We start from the raw sequence: 14290 nt of genomic DNA, 5'->3' as shown, positions 1-14290 counted from the left end.
GAGCGACATGTCCGGTCCCGTGCACTACATCAGCGTCGCCACCCCCGACGGACAGGTGATGGGGTACGCCTGGGGCGACTCCGCCGATGTCGGCTGGGTGGACCGCAAGGCGAGCAGCGTCGATGCCTACAAGGCGGGGATGGAGTGGTACGACGCCAACGTGCGTGAGGCACGGGAACGCGGCGTCGCACCCCTTGACGTCCTCGGCCTCCTCAGCCGCGAGCCAGGCGTCAGCCCCGTCACCGCCGCCCCCGATGTGGACGCCATCGAGGAGCTCGCCCGTACCGCCACCCCGGCCGACGACCAGCGCCTGGTCGCCGCGCTCGACCGGGACAACGCGGCGGCCTGGCAGGAGCTCGCCGACGCCTTCGACGCGCTGACGGACGAGGACCGGAAGGTCGAGTGGGGTGGGGGGCAGAAGGACGCCAGAGGCGTGATCCAGATGCCGTATCCCCTCTACAGCGAGGGGCTGTTGCGTGCCGTCAACGCGCTGAGGGGTATCGCCGTCACGACCGAGTACCGGTGGTCGGCAAACCCCCTTCCCCAGCTGTCGCCGGACGGGCGGCTGTCACCGGCCGACGCCGTCCGCGCGGCCATGGTGCTGGTGCTCGGGGAGCGGATCTGCGACGGGATGATCGACGAGGCGTTGCAGAGTGGCCTCCTGGACGCCACCGTCGAGTCGCTCCGTACCTGGTACGAGGCGGAGCCCGCACGCACCGACGCGAGGGGCACCCCCGACGCCCAGCCGCCCGGGCAGGGTCGGCGGAGCCCGTTCTCGCGGTTCGTTTTCGCGCCGTTCACATTGATCTGGAATCTCGTCGCACGCCGCAAGATCAGAAAGCTTCCGCACCCCGCGCAGTCGGACGCAGCCCCGCCCCTGGGGTGTACTGCCAACTCGCCCATGCCATATGTTCCAAAGACCACGACCCACGTAACGCACGACTGAGGCAACGGACGACAAGACGGATGGCACGGGATTACGACAGCCAGCTGCTGGAGTCGGTGGCGGTACGCCGGCGCAGGATGCGGGACGCGCTGCTGTTCGGCGCGCAGCGGGCGCGGCGCACTGCGGACGAGCGGCTCGGCAAGGTGTTCGCCGGGATCGCCATCGCGGCCGTGCTGTGCGCGGGCTGCGTCGGGTGGTCCTTCCTCCAGCACACGCTGGCGAAGCAGAAGGCCGAGCAGGAGAAGCAGCAGCGGCAGGAACAGCAATACCAGCAGCCGCCGCAGACGGCGAAACCGCAAGATCCTCAGAAGAGTGCGGAGAATTCTCGGAATTCGTAGCATCTCCGGCATTACGGCGACCGCAACTCACGTACCCGAAACGGGATTCCGGCACCTCCGACCAGGGATTCCACGCAAAGGCCCTAGTAATATGAGCACGCCGAACAGGCCCGAGTCATCAAGTCGCGACGATAGGTTCCCGTAAGTGGTGAGCACAACAACGACATCCCGGGCGCAACTCAGCCGGGTGACCTTGGTCGGCGAGCGACGCCGGGCCGACATCGTCCTGCCCTCCGACACTCCGATCGGGCAGCTGCTGCCGGACATCCTCCAGTTGCTGGACGACCGGGCGGCATCCCGCCCGATGACCCGGCAGCTGATCACGTCCGACGGCTCCGCGCTGCCGCACGACAGCACGCTGTCGTCGGCCGAGGTCGCGGACGGCGCCGTGCTGCGGCTCGTCCGGGCCCACTCCGCACCGCCGGCCCCCGTCGTGCACGACGTCACGGACCTGGTGGCCGACGACCTCGACCTTCAGGCCTGGCGCTGGCGGCCCGCCACGCGCCGGATCAGCGCGGGGGTGGCCACGGTCGCCTTCGCGGTGATCGCCGCGTTGCTCGCCCGCCGTGAGTTCGCGCTCGACTCCCTCGTGGGCGTCCTGGTCGCGGTCACGCTCGTGCTCCTCACCGCCGGCGCGCTGGTCTCCAAGGTCGGGGAGGGCAACCGCGGGCTGGCCACGGCGCTGCTGCTCGCCTCCGGCGGCCTCGGCCTGCTCACCGCGTGGACCGCCGCCGATGCCTACGGCTGGTCGGGAACGGCGCGGCTCGCCGCCGTCACGGGCGCGCTGGTCGTGATGTTGCTCCTGCTCGGTTACTTCTCGCCGCTCGGCCGCGGGGGGCTCATCGGGGCCGCGGCCACCACCGGACTGGCCGTGGTGTGGGAGGCGGTCACCGCGATCCAGGACGACCCGGTCCGGCTCGGTGCCGTGATGGCCGTCTTCTCCGTGATCCTGCTCGGTCTGCTGCCCCGGCTCGCACTGATGGCCTCGGGCCTCACCGCGCTCGACGACCGCCGTTCGGGCGGCAGTTCCGTCAGCCGTCACCAGGTGGGCAACGCGCTCGCGGCCACCCACCGCGGTCTCGCACTGGCCACGATCGTCACCGCGGCCTCCGCGACGGCCGGGAGCTGGCTGCTCACCCGCGCCGCGACGCCGTCCGTGTGGACCGTGGCGCTCCCCTCGCTGGTGGCCCTGGTGCTGCTCTCCCGGGCGCGCGCCTTCCCGCTGGTCGCGGAGGTCGTGGCGCTCTTCACCGGTGCCGCGGTCCTCGTCGTACGGCTGGTGATGGTGTGGATGGAGCACGCCGGGGGAGCCGGGCCGCTCGCCGTGCTGTGCGCGGCCGCGGTGCTGCCGCTGCTGATCCTGGCCGTGCAGCCGCCCGAGCATGTGCAGGTGCGGCTGCGGCGCATCGCCGATCTGGTCGAGTCGATCGGTGTGGTGGGGCTCTTCCCGCTCGCCGTCGGCGCGTTCGGCGTGTACGGACAGCTACTCAACAAGTTCTGATGCTCCACAAGTTCGAGTCGACGCGCAGGCGCTCCGGGCGGGGCAACAGGGCGGAAAAGAAGGGCTGACATGCCGAACGGAGACAACTGGCAGGGCGACGTACTGCGTGACCTGCGGGGCGGGGCCACCCCACAGGGGGCGCCGCAGCAGCAGGGCACACCGCAGCAGGGGGCGCACGGCCCCGCCGGGGAGCCGCACGGCGCGCCCGCACAGGGCACGCCCGGGTACGAGGCGGTGCCGCAGCCCGCCTCCGGATACCCCGCGCCCCAGCAGCAGGCCGCCGGCCACCCGGGCGCGCCGCAGCAGCAGTACGCCCCGGCCCGCCCGCAGCGCACCCCCGACTCCCGGCCCGTGGTGGACCAGGGGCTCGCCCTGACCGGCCGCAAGCCGCGGCACGGCGAGTCCTTCGCCGCGCGGGCCACGCGCAACCTGCGCCGCACCGTCGCCTCCTCGGCCGCCCGCGAGGTCGCCGACACCACCGCCAGCGCCGAGGTCCTCCAGCAGCCGGTGACCACCGGCCGGCAGATCGCCGTGACGTCCATCCGGGGCGGCTCCGGCAAGTCGACCGTCGCGGCGCTGCTCGGTACGGCGTACGCGCACTACCGCCAGGACCCGGTCCTGTTCGTCGAGGCCGATCCGTCGCTCGGCTCGCTGCCGCTGCGGCTCGGCGCCGAGACGCTGCGCTGGACCACCGGTGACCTGGCGGGCATCGTCGAGCCGCAGATGTCGCTGCTGGACGTCACCGGCTATCTCGTGCAGCTCCCCAACAACGCCTGGCTGCTGCCCGGCAGCCAGGGGCAGATCGGCGCGATGCTGGAGACCAGGGCGTACGAGCGGGTCATGGTCTCGCTGCGCCGGTACTTCGGCGTGACCGTCGTGGACTGCGAGACGCTGCCCGCCGAGGTCGCCCGGGTCGCGTTGTCCGCCGCCCAGGCCCGTGTGCTGACCGCGCCCGCCACGCTGGAGGGCGTCACCAGCACATATGCGGTGCTCCAGTGGATGCAGGGGCTGCCCCCGCACGTGATCGCCGGCACGGTGGTGGTCCTCACCGAGCTGGTGCCGCACAGCGGACTCGACCTCGGCGAGGCGGTCAAGAAGCTGACGTCCACCGGGGCGAGCGTCCGGACCCTGCCGTACGACCGGCACCTCGCGGCCGGCGGCACGATCCGTACCGAACTCCTCGCGCACTCCACGAGGGAGGCCGCCACCCGCCTCGCCGCGGACGCGTTCCGGCTCTCCCAGCAGCGCCACTGATCCCCATGCCGAGCCCGACCGTGAGTGACGGACGCCGATGAGTACCCGACTGATCCACCGCCCGGCCAGGACCGTCCGGCCCCAGGCCGCACCCGAGGCACGCACCATCGAAGCGCCGCCCAACCTCCCCGAGGGGAAGGCGGGCAACATCGCGATGTCGCTGCTGCCCGTCGCCGGTGTGCTGTCGTCCGTGATCATGATGACGGTCGTCCGGAACAGCCAGTTCGCCGGGCTCGGCGCGATCATCGTCGTCGTCACCCTGATAGGCACCCTCGGCCTCGCCTTCTCGCAGCGCGGCAAGGCCCAGCGCACCCGCCGCACCCAGCGCGAGGCGTACCTCTCGTACCTGGAGGACCTGCGCGAGGAGCTGTCCGGCGAGGAGCGCGAGCGGCGTGAGCAGGCCGACGTCCTCAACCCGCCGCCGGACGCCCTGTACGACATCGTGCGCGACCCGGCCCGGCTGTGGGAGCGCCGCCGCCCGGACGGGGACTTCCTGCGCGTGCGGGTCGGCACCGGCGAGATGCCGGTACGCGACCTGAAGATCGCCCAGCAGGGCTCGTCGGTCCTCACCCCGCCCGACCGCTTCATGCTGAACGAGGCGTCGGCGCTGATGGACCGCTTCCGCACCGGTACCGAACTTCCGCTCACCGTCCCGCTCGACCGGGTCGGCAACATCAGCCTCATCGGACCGCGCGAGGACTGCCTGCGCGTCGCGCGCGCCCTCCTCGTCCAGACCGCCGCCACCCACGCGCCGGACGACGTGGGCATCGCGCTCGCCGCGCCCGGCGAACGCCTGGCCGACTGGGAGTGGGCCAAGTGGATGCCGCATCTGCTCGACCCCGATCAGCTCGACGGCCCCGTCGCCGCCCGCCGTATCGCCCCCTCACCGCCCCAGCTCGCCCAGCAGATCGGCGCGGAGCTGCGCCGCCGCGCCTCGTACGCGGCCGAGGTGCGCCGGGGCCTGTCCGGCAAGGACGCCCTGATCATGACGTCCCGCCTGGTCATCGTCTCCGACGGACACGGTGAGGACGCCGTGGACCTGCCGCGTCCCGATGACGCGGTCGGCCTGCGCGAGATGGGTGTCACGGTCCTGCACCTGCTCCAGGAGCGGGTCCAGGAGCCGGGACACGTCAGCGTCCGGATCACCGTCGACGACGACCGGGTGGTCATCGAGGACCTGCGCGAGCAGGAACCGATCAACGCCCACGGCACCGTGGACGAGGTCAGCATCCCGTTCGCCGAGGGCCTGGCCCGCATGATCGCGCCGATGCGGCTGTCCGCCGAGTCGCTCGTCGACGCTCCCCTGTCCGGCCCCGTCGACTTCGCCGGGCTGCTCGGCATCGACGACGTGGCAGGGCTCGACCTCTCGCGCCAGTGGGCATCGCGCGGTGAACGTGCCTTCCTGCGCGTGCCGATCGGTATCAGCGACTCCCACGAGCCGGTGCTCCTCGACCTGAAGGAGTCGTCCGAGCTCGGCATGGGTCCGCACGGGCTGTGTGTCGGAGCGACCGGCTCCGGCAAGTCGGAGCTGCTGCGCACCCTCGTCCTCGCCCTGGTGGCCACGCACCCACCGGAGGACCTCGCCATGGTCCTCGTCGACTACAAGGGCGGTGCGACGTTCGCGCCGTTCGCCAACCTGCCGCACGTGGCCGGTGTCATCACCAACCTGGAGAACCAGGCCGGTCTCGTGGAGCGCGTCCACGCGTCGCTGGCCGGGGAGGTCAAGCGCCGGCAGCAGGTACTCAAGGACGCGGGCAATGTCGCCGACATCGGCCACTACGCCGCGCTGCGCACCGAGAAGCGGCCCGACCTCGACCCGCTGCCGCACCTGTTCGTGGTCATCGACGAGTTCGGTGAACTCCTGACCGCCAAGCCGGACTTCATCGACCTGTTCCTGTCCATCGGGCGCATCGGCCGCTCCATCGGTGTGCACCTGCTGCTGTCCAGCCAGCGCATCGAGGGCGGCAAGCTCAAGGGACTGGACACCTATCTCTCGTACCGACTCGGCCTGCGCACCTTCTCCGCCGACGAGTCCCGCACGGTCCTGGACACCACGGACGCCTTCCACCTGCCGCCGCTGCCCGGCTTCGGCTACCTCAAGGTCGACACCACTCACTACGAGCGCTTCAAGGCGAGCTACGTATCCGGTGCCTACCGCGGTCCGGTGCAGCGCGCCGAGCAGGAGGACACCGGGCCGCTCGCCCTGGAGTACGAGGCGTACAACACCCTCGCCGGTCCGGAGACCTCGAGTGAGGGGGAACCGGCGATGCGGCGGCGCGAGACCGGCCCCACCGAGATGAGCGTCGTCGTCGGACAGCTGGAAAACGCCGCCGATCCGGTCCGCCGCATCTGGCTGCCCCCGCTGCCCGACGCGATCGCCCTGGACAAGGCCGCGGGCCCGGTGGAGGTCGGCGTACGCGGTATGCAGCTCGCCACGCGCCGCGGCCCGCTCCAGGTACCGCTCGGGCTGCTCGACGACCCCACCAAACAGTGGCAGGGCCAGTGGTACCTGGACCTCACGGTGGCCGGCGGCCACGCCGCCGTCATCGGCGGCCCGCAATCCGGCAAGACGACCCTGCTGCGCACCCTCGCCCTTTCGATCGCGCTGACCCACACCCCGCAGGAAGTCGGCGTCTACGCCCTCGACCTGGTGGGCGGCGGCCTACAGGCGCTGTCCGGGCTGCCGCACGTCGGTGGTGTGGCGGGCCGCGCCGACCGGGAGCGCGCCGCACGCACCGTCGAGGAGGTGCGCAACATGCTCGGGGCCCGCGAAGATCTCTTCCGGCAGCACGGCATCGACTCCGTCGAGCAGCTTCGTACCCTGCACGCGGCGGGCCGACTGCCCCAGCTGGCCTCGGCCGAGATCGTGCTCATGATCGACGGCTTCGGGGCGCTGCGCGACGACTTCGAGGAGCTGGACGACGCCGTCGTGGACATCCTCAAGCGCGGCAGCGGCTACGGCATCCACGTGGTCGCGGGCATGCTGCGCTGGAACGACGTCCGCATCGCGGCCCAGTCCAACTTCGGCACCCGCGTCGAGCTGCGGCTGAACGACCCCAGCGAGTCCAGCATCGACCGCAAGCTCGCCCAGACCCTGTCGCCCGACGAGCCCGGCCGCGTCCTCACCGACGGCAAGCTCTTCGCACAGATCGCCCTGCCCCGCACGGACGGCCTCACCGACACCTCGGATCTAGGCGCGGTCCTGGAACGCACCGCTCGCACCGTCCGCGCCACATGGAGCGGTGAGGTGGCCCAGCCCGTACGGGTCCTGCCGCACGTCCTGGAACCGCATCTGCTGCCCGGGCCGGTCGCCGAGCCGAAGCAGGTGCCCATCGGCCTCGATCAGACGGCACTCGCTCCCGTCCTTCTCAACCTGTTCGAGTACGACCAGCACCTGCTGGTCCTGGGCGACAGCGAATGCGGCAAGACGAACCTCCTCAAGACCATCTCCCAGGGCCTCATCGAGCGCTACGGCGAGGACGAGTTGGTCTTCGCCGTCATGGACCCGCGGCGCAGCTTGCGCGGCACGATCCCCGAGGAGTTCCGCGGCGGCTACGCGTACAACGCCAAGATGTGCGCGGGCCTCGCCACCGGTATCGCCACCGAGCTGGACAAGCGGCTGCCCGACGAAGGCGCGGACACCGAAGACCTGGAACCGGGGAGCTGGGGCAACGGTCCGCGGATCGTGGTCCTCGTCGACGACTACGACGTACTGACCACGGCGGGGCAGGCGCCGCTCACGCCCTTCCTGCCCTACATCCCCTCGGCGGTCGACATCGGCCTCCACTTCATCGTGACGCGACGCGTCGCGGGCGCCTCACGCGGCATGTACGAGCCGCTGATGCTGGGTCTGCGCGAGTCGGGCGCCTCGGCCGTCCTCATGTCGGGCGACCGCAGCGAGGGCCAGCTGTTCCCCGGCGTGTACGCGAGCCAGCAGCCCGCGGGCCGCGGTGTGTTCGTCCGCAGGGGCCGACCGAACCGCCTGATCCAGACGGTCTACACCCCCGAGTGAGGCACAGGGCGACCACCCCGTCGGCCACCCCGCGCACACGGGCCGCAGAGCACACGACCACCACGCCACGGACCACGCCACGGACCACGAAGGGCCGGACGACCACATGACGAAGGACGTCATCACCCTCACCCCGAACATGCCCGACGCGCTGAGCGTGCTCGCCGGTCTGCTCTCCGGCGGCCCCGACAAGCTGGTCGGGACGACGGGTGACGACGCCGTCGTGCAGCTCTGCGACACGGAGGGCCGCCCCCTCGTCTCGGTCGAGGCGCCGATGCTCGTGCAGGTCGCGGGCGAAGCCGAACGGCTGCTCGGGGCCACCGCGCCCCCGGTTCCGTTCTGGTGGACGGAGATCCGGGCCACCACCGGCGTCGAGGAAGCCGAGCGGCTCGCGGGTACCTTCGCCGCCCGGCTCATCTCCCTGGCCGGCGGCTCCGCGTGGCCGCCGGAGGCCGCGACTTCCCTCGCCGTGGTGAAGACCGACGGCGTGAGCGTCGCGCCCACGCCCGCCGCGGCGCAGCCCGCCGTCGACGCCCTCACCGACAAGGTCGCGGTCATCATCCAGGACCGCCCGGTGGTCTCCATGACCGCCTGGCTCGCGGACGCCTACCGGGCCGCCGCCGACGCCGAACTGGGCCTCCAGATCGTCACGTCCTCCGACGTCCTCCTCTCCCCCGCCGTCCGCAACAGCCTGAGCGGCTGGCCGTCGCGCTGGGTCGTGCAGGACGAGCGCGAGGGCTACTACGACGGCCTGTCCGGGGCCGTACTGGCCTGGCAGAACGGCCTGTTCGCCACGGTCGAGTCCGCCGAGGCGACCGCCCACGACGCGCACACCCGAGTCGCCGCCTCCTATCAGGAGTTCGCGGACACCGGTGAGCGCCAACTGGCCATCTCCTACCGCACCGTCCACCCCGCCGACGACCGCCTCGTCCTCGGCGGCGCCCTGGAGTCGGTCTGGCGCGAAATCACCGGCGAACCCCCGGCAGGCTGGGGCACGGCCGAACCGGCCAACCTCCCCTGGTCGCTGCGACAGCTCACCGACCTCGCCCACGACCGGGCCCCCGAACCCACCTGGCTCGTGGTCGTCGGCTCCCCCGCCCGCCCCGGCCTGGCCACGGTCCGCATCAGCCGTACGACAGCGGGCGTGGAGGAGGACGTCACCCTGGCCTTCGGCTACGGCCCCGACGAGGAACCCCCGCTGGACGCCCTCCCCCGGACCGCCGAGATCCTGGCCACCCGCCACCACCTCCAGTCCATGCTCCTCCAACTCCGCAAGGCCCGCCGTGACCTCGCGGTCCCACCGCGCTTCGAGGGCCCCGGCGTCCCGCTGGCCTTCGTCCTCGGCGCGGAGGAAGTCCGCCAGCTCCCCGGCGACCGCGCCCGCCGCACCCCCCTGTCCGACACCCCGATCCAGCTCGGCCCCAAAACCCGCCCCGCCCTGTACTACCCCCTCCCGGGAGACCCGTCGGACCTCTCCGGCTGGCAGGACTTCGAGCGTCTGATGCGCCACCTGAAGGGCGCCTGATCGGCGCCCGAGAGGCAAAGATCGCTACCGCGGCGAACCGCGGGCCTTCCCCAACTCGTCTACGACGGTGACCAGCTAGGAAAGGTGAGAACTCGATGGGTTCCATGTTCACTGTCGTGATGGCCGCCGTGATCGGCGCCGTGGTCATCTCGCTCATCGTCAAAGCGACCAAGACCGAGACGAGGGACGACACTCTCCTCGGCGGCAGGCGCCGTGGCTCCAACAGCTGGTGGGCCGGCGGCGGAGGCGGCGGCTCCTCCTGCGGCGGAGGCTCCTCGTGCGGCGGCGGCTCGTCCTGCGGTGGAGGTGGAGGCGGCGGAGGCGGCTGTGGCGGAGGCGGCGGCGGTGGCGGCTCCTGAACAGAGCGCGAGACGCACAAAAAAGCCCAGGTCACACAAGGTGTGACCTGGGCTTCAGGATGAGCCGCCTAAGGGAATCGAACCCTTGACCTACGCATTACGAGTGCGTCGCTCTGGCCGTCTGAGCTAAGGCGGCACGCTGGTGGCGCCTGCTCGGCAGCACCAGCTCCGCCAAGTCTACACAGTCCCGGGGGGTGGTCCGTACGGGGTTCCGGGGCGGCGGACCGGGAGGTCAGGTGCAGCGGCGGTGGGCGGGGGCAGGGGGTCGGCCGGTGAGGAGGTAGGTGTTGATCGCGGTGTCGACGCAGCGGCTGCCGCGGGAGTAGGCGGTGTGGCCGTCGCCGTCGTAGGTGAGGAGGGTGGCGGAGGTGAGCTGGGAGGCGAGGGCGCGGGCCCAGCGGTACGGAGTGGCGGGGTCGCGGGTGGTGCCGACGACGACGATGGGGGCGGCGCCCTTGGCCCGGAGGGCATGGGGGTGGCCGGTCGGGCGGACGGGCCAGTAGCCGCAGTTCAGGGCGGACCAGGCCAGGGACCTGCCGAAGACGGGGGATGCCTTCTCGAAGGCGGGGAGGGACGTGCGGACGTCGGCGGGGGTGCGGAAGGCGGGTGGGAGGTCGAGGCAGTTGACGGCGGGGTTGGCGTACATGAGGTTGGCGTAACGGCCGTCGGTGTCGCGCTCGTAGTAGAGGTCGGCGAGGTCCAGCAGGCCCTTGCCGTCGCCGCGCTGGGCGGCACGGAGGGCGGTGCGCAGCTGGGGCCAGGCGCCCTCGTCGTACATCGCGGTGATCACGCCGATGGTGGCGAGGGATTCGGTCAGCGTGCGGGAGCCGCCGGTGCGGACCGGGTGGGAGTCGATGCGGCGGAAGAGGGCGCTGAGCCGCTTGCGGGCGTATCCCACGGTGCCCGTGCCGAGGGGGCAGCCGGAGCGGCGGAGACAGTCGCGGGCGAAGGCGGTGAAGGCGGTTTCGAAGCCCGCGGTCTGGTCGCGGTTCATGCGCCGGGAGGTCAGCGTGGGATCGAGGGCGCCATCGAGGACGAGGCGGCCCACGCGGGCCGGGTACAGGTCGGCGTAGGTGGCGCCGAGGAAGGTGCCGTAGGAGGCGCCGACGTAGGCGAGTTTGCGGTCGCCGAGGGCGGCGCGCAGCAGGTCCATGTCGCGCGCCGCCTCGACGGTCGAGACATGGCCGAGGACGCGGCCGGAGCGGGCCGCGCAGCCGCGGGCGAACTTCTTGTACGCGGCGACGAGCCGACGGGTCTCGGCGGGGTCGTCGGGGGTCTGGTCGGTCCGGGTGAAGGTGTCCATCTGCCGGTTGTTCAGGCAGGTGACGGGTTCGCTCCCGGCCACGCCGCGCGGATCCATCGCGACCAGGTCGTACCGTGCGCGGACCGGCGCCGGGTAGCCGATCGCCGCGAAGCTCTGGAGATAGCCGATCGCGGAGCCGCCCGGGCCGCCGGGGTTCACCTGGAGCGAGCCGATGCGGCGGGCGGAGCGGGTCGCCTTCTTCCGGGAGACCTCCAGCTTCAGGTCCTGGCCGGTGCCGGGCCTGGCGTAGTCGAGCGGGGCCTTCAGCGTGGCGCAGTCGAAGCCCGCGCCTCCGGGGCACTTGTGCCAGGTCAGGGTCTGTTCGTAGTACGGCTTGAGGGCGCTGGGGACGGCCGTCGGCACGGCCTCGGCGCGCGGCGCCGAGGCTCCTACGGAGCAGCCGGAGAACAGCAGGGCGGCGCCCGCGACGGCGACGCCGATGGTGGTGAGCGTGCTGCTGCGGCTGGTGGCCATCGGCGGATCCCTCGGGTCGCGGGTGCCGGCGAGGAGTCGCCAGCGATACGGAGGGTATCCGCCCGACTACGCTCCATGCGGCCCCGGACTCACTCGTACGGGTGAGGAGGCCCCCACGGCCGGCCCACTGCGACGGCCGCGCCGCGCTCAGCCCGCGCGCAGCGCCATCGTCATCGCCTCCACCGCCAGCAGCGGCGCCACATTGCGGTCCAGCGCCTCGCGGCAGGCCGAGACCGCCTCGATCCTGCGCAGCGTCCGCTCCGGCTTCGAACCGGACGCCACCCGCTCCAGGGCGTCCCGCACGTCGGTGTTGGCGAGCGCGACCTGGGAGCCGAGCTGAAGGGCCAGCACGTCCCGGTAGAAGCCCGTCAGCTCGGTCAGGGCCAGGTCGAGGCTGTCGCGCTGGGTGCGCGTCGCGCGGCGCTTCTGGCGGTCCTGTAGGTCCTTCATGGCCCCGGCCGTGCCGCGCGGCAGCCGCCCGCCCGTACCAGCGGCGGCGCCGAGCGCCGCGCGCAGCTCCTCGGTCTCCTTGGCGTCGACCTCCTCGGCGACCTGCTTGGCGTCGTCGGCCGCCGCGTCGACCAGCTCCTGCGCGCCCTTGAGACAGCCGCCCACGTCGTCGATGCGCAGCGGGAGCTTCAGCACCGCCTTGCGGCGCGTGCGGGCCCGCTCGTCGGTGGCCAGCCGCCGGGCGCGGCCGATGTGCCCCTGGGTGGCGCGGGCGGCGGAGGCGGCCAGCTCGGGGTCGATGCCGTCGCGGCGGATCAGGATGTCCGCGACGGCGTCCACCGGGGGCGTACGGAGGGTGAGGAGGCGGCAGCGGGAGCGGATGGTGGGCAGCACGTCCTCCAGGGAGGGCGCGCACAGCAGCCATACGGTGCGCGGGGCGGGCTCCTCGACGGCCTTCAGGAGTACGTTGCCCGCGCCCTCGGTGAGCCGGTCGGCGTCCTCCATGACGATCACCTGCCACCGGCCGCCCGCCGGGGAGAGCTGGGCGCGGCGGACGAGCTCGCGGGTCTCCTTGACGCCGATGGTGAGCATGTCCGTACGCACCACCTCCACATCGGCGTGCGTACCGACCAGGGCGGTGTGGCAGCCGTCGCAGAAACCGCAGCCGGGGGCGCCGCCGAGCGCCCGGTCGGGGCTCACGCACTGAAGCGCGGCGGCGAAGGCGCGGGCGGCGGTGGCCCGGCCGGAACCGGGTGGTCCGGTGAACAGCCAGGCGTGCGTCATCTTGGACGACGCCATGGGCTCGGCGGCGGGCTCGGCCGACGCACCGGCCGTGACCAGCGCGTCCGCATCATGCGCGGCAGCGGTCAGCTGGGCCGCTACTCGGTCCTGCCCGACCAGGTCGTCCCATACCGCCATGACTGCCTCCGCCGTATCTGCCCAACGCGTCCCATTGTGGGGCACCCCACTGACAACACCGCCGGGCGGTCAGCGACGGCGCCGACCGCCGCCCTCGTCGTCGCGGTCGGGGTCGCCGAGGAGTTCGTCGGCGAGCGTCGGAAGGTCGTCCAGCGGGGTCTCCTCCGCCCAGTCCGGGCGCGGACGCCGACGGCGCGGCTCATCCTGGCCCTGGTCCTGTCCCTGGTCCTGGTCGAACTGCGGCAGCTCGCGCGTCCGGTCGTCCGCCCGGCCCTGGTCCTGCCCCTGGCCCTGCTCCTCCTTGCGGAACATCCACGGCGGAACCCGGTCGGCCGGATCGGCGGGCCGGTCCTCCTCCCGTACGGGCCGCTCGTCCCGTACCGGCGGCAGGACAGCCGTCTCGTCGGTCGCGGAGGACTCCTGCTGGGGAAGGACCGTGGTCTCCTCGGCATCCGGCTCGCGCCGGGGGCGCACCGGCGGGAGCACGGCGGTCTCATCGGCGGCCGCGCCGGTCTCGCCCGCCTCCGGGCGGGCCGTCCGCGGGTCGAAGTGCGGCGTCCGGACCGTCTCCGCCACGTCGGACGGCGCGTCGGACGGCGTCCCGGCCGATGCGTCGGCCGACGCATCAGGCGCCGCACCGGCCTCATCCGCCGCACCGGGCGGCTTCGGAAGCTCGGTCTCCACGGTCGGAGCGTCCGCCGCCATCCGCGCCTGCTCGGCCCGCAGCAGGGCCTCCTCCGCCTTGCGCTGCTCCTCCTGGCGGCGCGCAGCCGCCTCGGCCCGCTCCAGGGCCTGCGCCTCCGCCTTGCGGCGGAGCCGCTCCTGCTCGGCGGCGCGGGCGCGGTCCTCGGCCTCGATGCGCTTGCGGTCCTCCTCGGCCCGCCGACGCGCGTCCTCGGCCCGCTGACGGGCCTCCTCCGCCTGCCGCTCGGCCTCGCGCTGCCGCGCCTCCTCCAGCTCGCGGCGCTTGCGCTCCTCCTCCTCGGCGCGCGCCTTGGCCAGCGCCTCCTGGCGCTCGCGCTCCAGCCGCTCCTCCTCCGCCTTCCGGGCGGCCTCCTCCTCGGCCTTGCGGCGCGCCTCTTCCTCGGCCGCCTTCCGGGCCTCCTCCTGGGCCTTCAGCTCCGCCTCCGACAGCGGCAGCATCTGGTCCAGGCGGTGGCGTACGACGGAGGTGACCGCCTCCGGCAGCTGCCCGGCGTCCACGACCAGG

Annotated in this window: 9 protein-coding genes, 1 tRNA gene and 1 pseudogene; 7 read left to right on the top strand and 4 right to left on the bottom strand. The window is 72.7% G+C overall.

Annotated elements, in window-relative coordinates; all coding sequences use genetic code 11:
* Nucleotides 1-7: 7 nt before the first annotated feature.
* The 7 genes from SSOG_RS46855 (at nucleotide 8) to SSOG_RS23805 (ending at nucleotide 9935) form a co-directional block, all read left to right on the top strand.
* Complete coding sequence (locus tag SSOG_RS46855; RefSeq protein ID WP_050799944.1) at nucleotides 8-946, top strand: DUF6508 domain-containing protein; 939 nt, start codon at nucleotides 8-10, stop codon at nucleotides 944-946.
* Between the two features lie 20 nt (nucleotides 947-966).
* A complete protein-coding gene (locus tag SSOG_RS23830) occupies nucleotides 967-1284 on the top strand; it encodes a hypothetical protein (RefSeq protein ID WP_050799943.1) in 318 nt (105 codons plus the stop codon).
* Between the two features lie 145 nt (nucleotides 1285-1429).
* Nucleotides 1430-2785, top strand: coding sequence for a type VII secretion integral membrane protein EccD (gene eccD / locus SSOG_RS23825; RefSeq protein WP_009716802.1), 1356 nt, complete (start codon nucleotides 1430-1432; stop codon nucleotides 2783-2785).
* 69 nt (nucleotides 2786-2854) lie between these two features.
* A complete protein-coding gene (locus SSOG_RS23820; protein WP_009716801.1) occupies nucleotides 2855-4039 on the top strand; it encodes an ATPase in 1185 nt (394 codons plus the stop codon).
* 37 nt (nucleotides 4040-4076) lie between these two features.
* A complete protein-coding gene (locus SSOG_RS23815; RefSeq protein ID WP_009716800.1) occupies nucleotides 4077-8051 on the top strand; it encodes a type VII secretion protein EccC in 3975 nt (1324 codons plus the stop codon).
* 106 nt (nucleotides 8052-8157) lie between these two features.
* On the top strand, nucleotides 8158-9576 hold the full coding sequence (locus SSOG_RS23810) for a DUF6177 family protein (RefSeq protein ID WP_009716799.1): 1419 nt from the start codon (nucleotides 8158-8160) through the stop codon (nucleotides 9574-9576).
* A gap of 104 nt (nucleotides 9577-9680) precedes the next feature.
* On the top strand, nucleotides 9681-9935 hold the full coding sequence (locus SSOG_RS23805; protein ID WP_106516660.1) for a hypothetical protein: 255 nt from the start codon (nucleotides 9681-9683) through the stop codon (nucleotides 9933-9935).
* A 62-nt stretch (nucleotides 9936-9997) separates the two neighbouring features.
* Here SSOG_RS23805 and SSOG_RS23800 read toward each other — a convergent pair.
* The 4 genes and pseudogenes from SSOG_RS23800 to SSOG_RS23785 form a co-directional block, all read right to left on the bottom strand.
* A tRNA-Thr gene (locus SSOG_RS23800) sits at nucleotides 9998-10071 on the bottom strand.
* A 96-nt stretch (nucleotides 10072-10167) separates the two neighbouring features.
* A complete protein-coding gene (locus SSOG_RS23795) occupies nucleotides 10168-11712 on the bottom strand; it encodes an alpha/beta hydrolase (RefSeq protein WP_009716797.1) in 1545 nt (514 codons plus the stop codon).
* Nucleotides 11713-11859: 147 nt separating this feature from the next.
* Nucleotides 11860-13080 (bottom strand): DNA polymerase III subunit delta', encoded by a 1221-nt coding sequence (locus SSOG_RS23790; RefSeq protein WP_009716796.1) that lies wholly within the window; start codon nucleotides 13078-13080, stop codon nucleotides 11860-11862.
* A gap of 69 nt (nucleotides 13081-13149) precedes the next feature.
* Nucleotides 13150-14290: pseudogene (locus SSOG_RS23785) on the bottom strand (dTMP kinase); the annotation flags it as partial.

Source organism: Streptomyces himastatinicus ATCC 53653, from assembly GCF_000158915.1.
GTDB classification, from domain to species: domain Bacteria; phylum Actinomycetota; class Actinomycetes; order Streptomycetales; family Streptomycetaceae; genus Streptomyces; species Streptomyces himastatinicus.
This window is presented reverse-complemented; position numbering and strand designations above follow the sequence as displayed.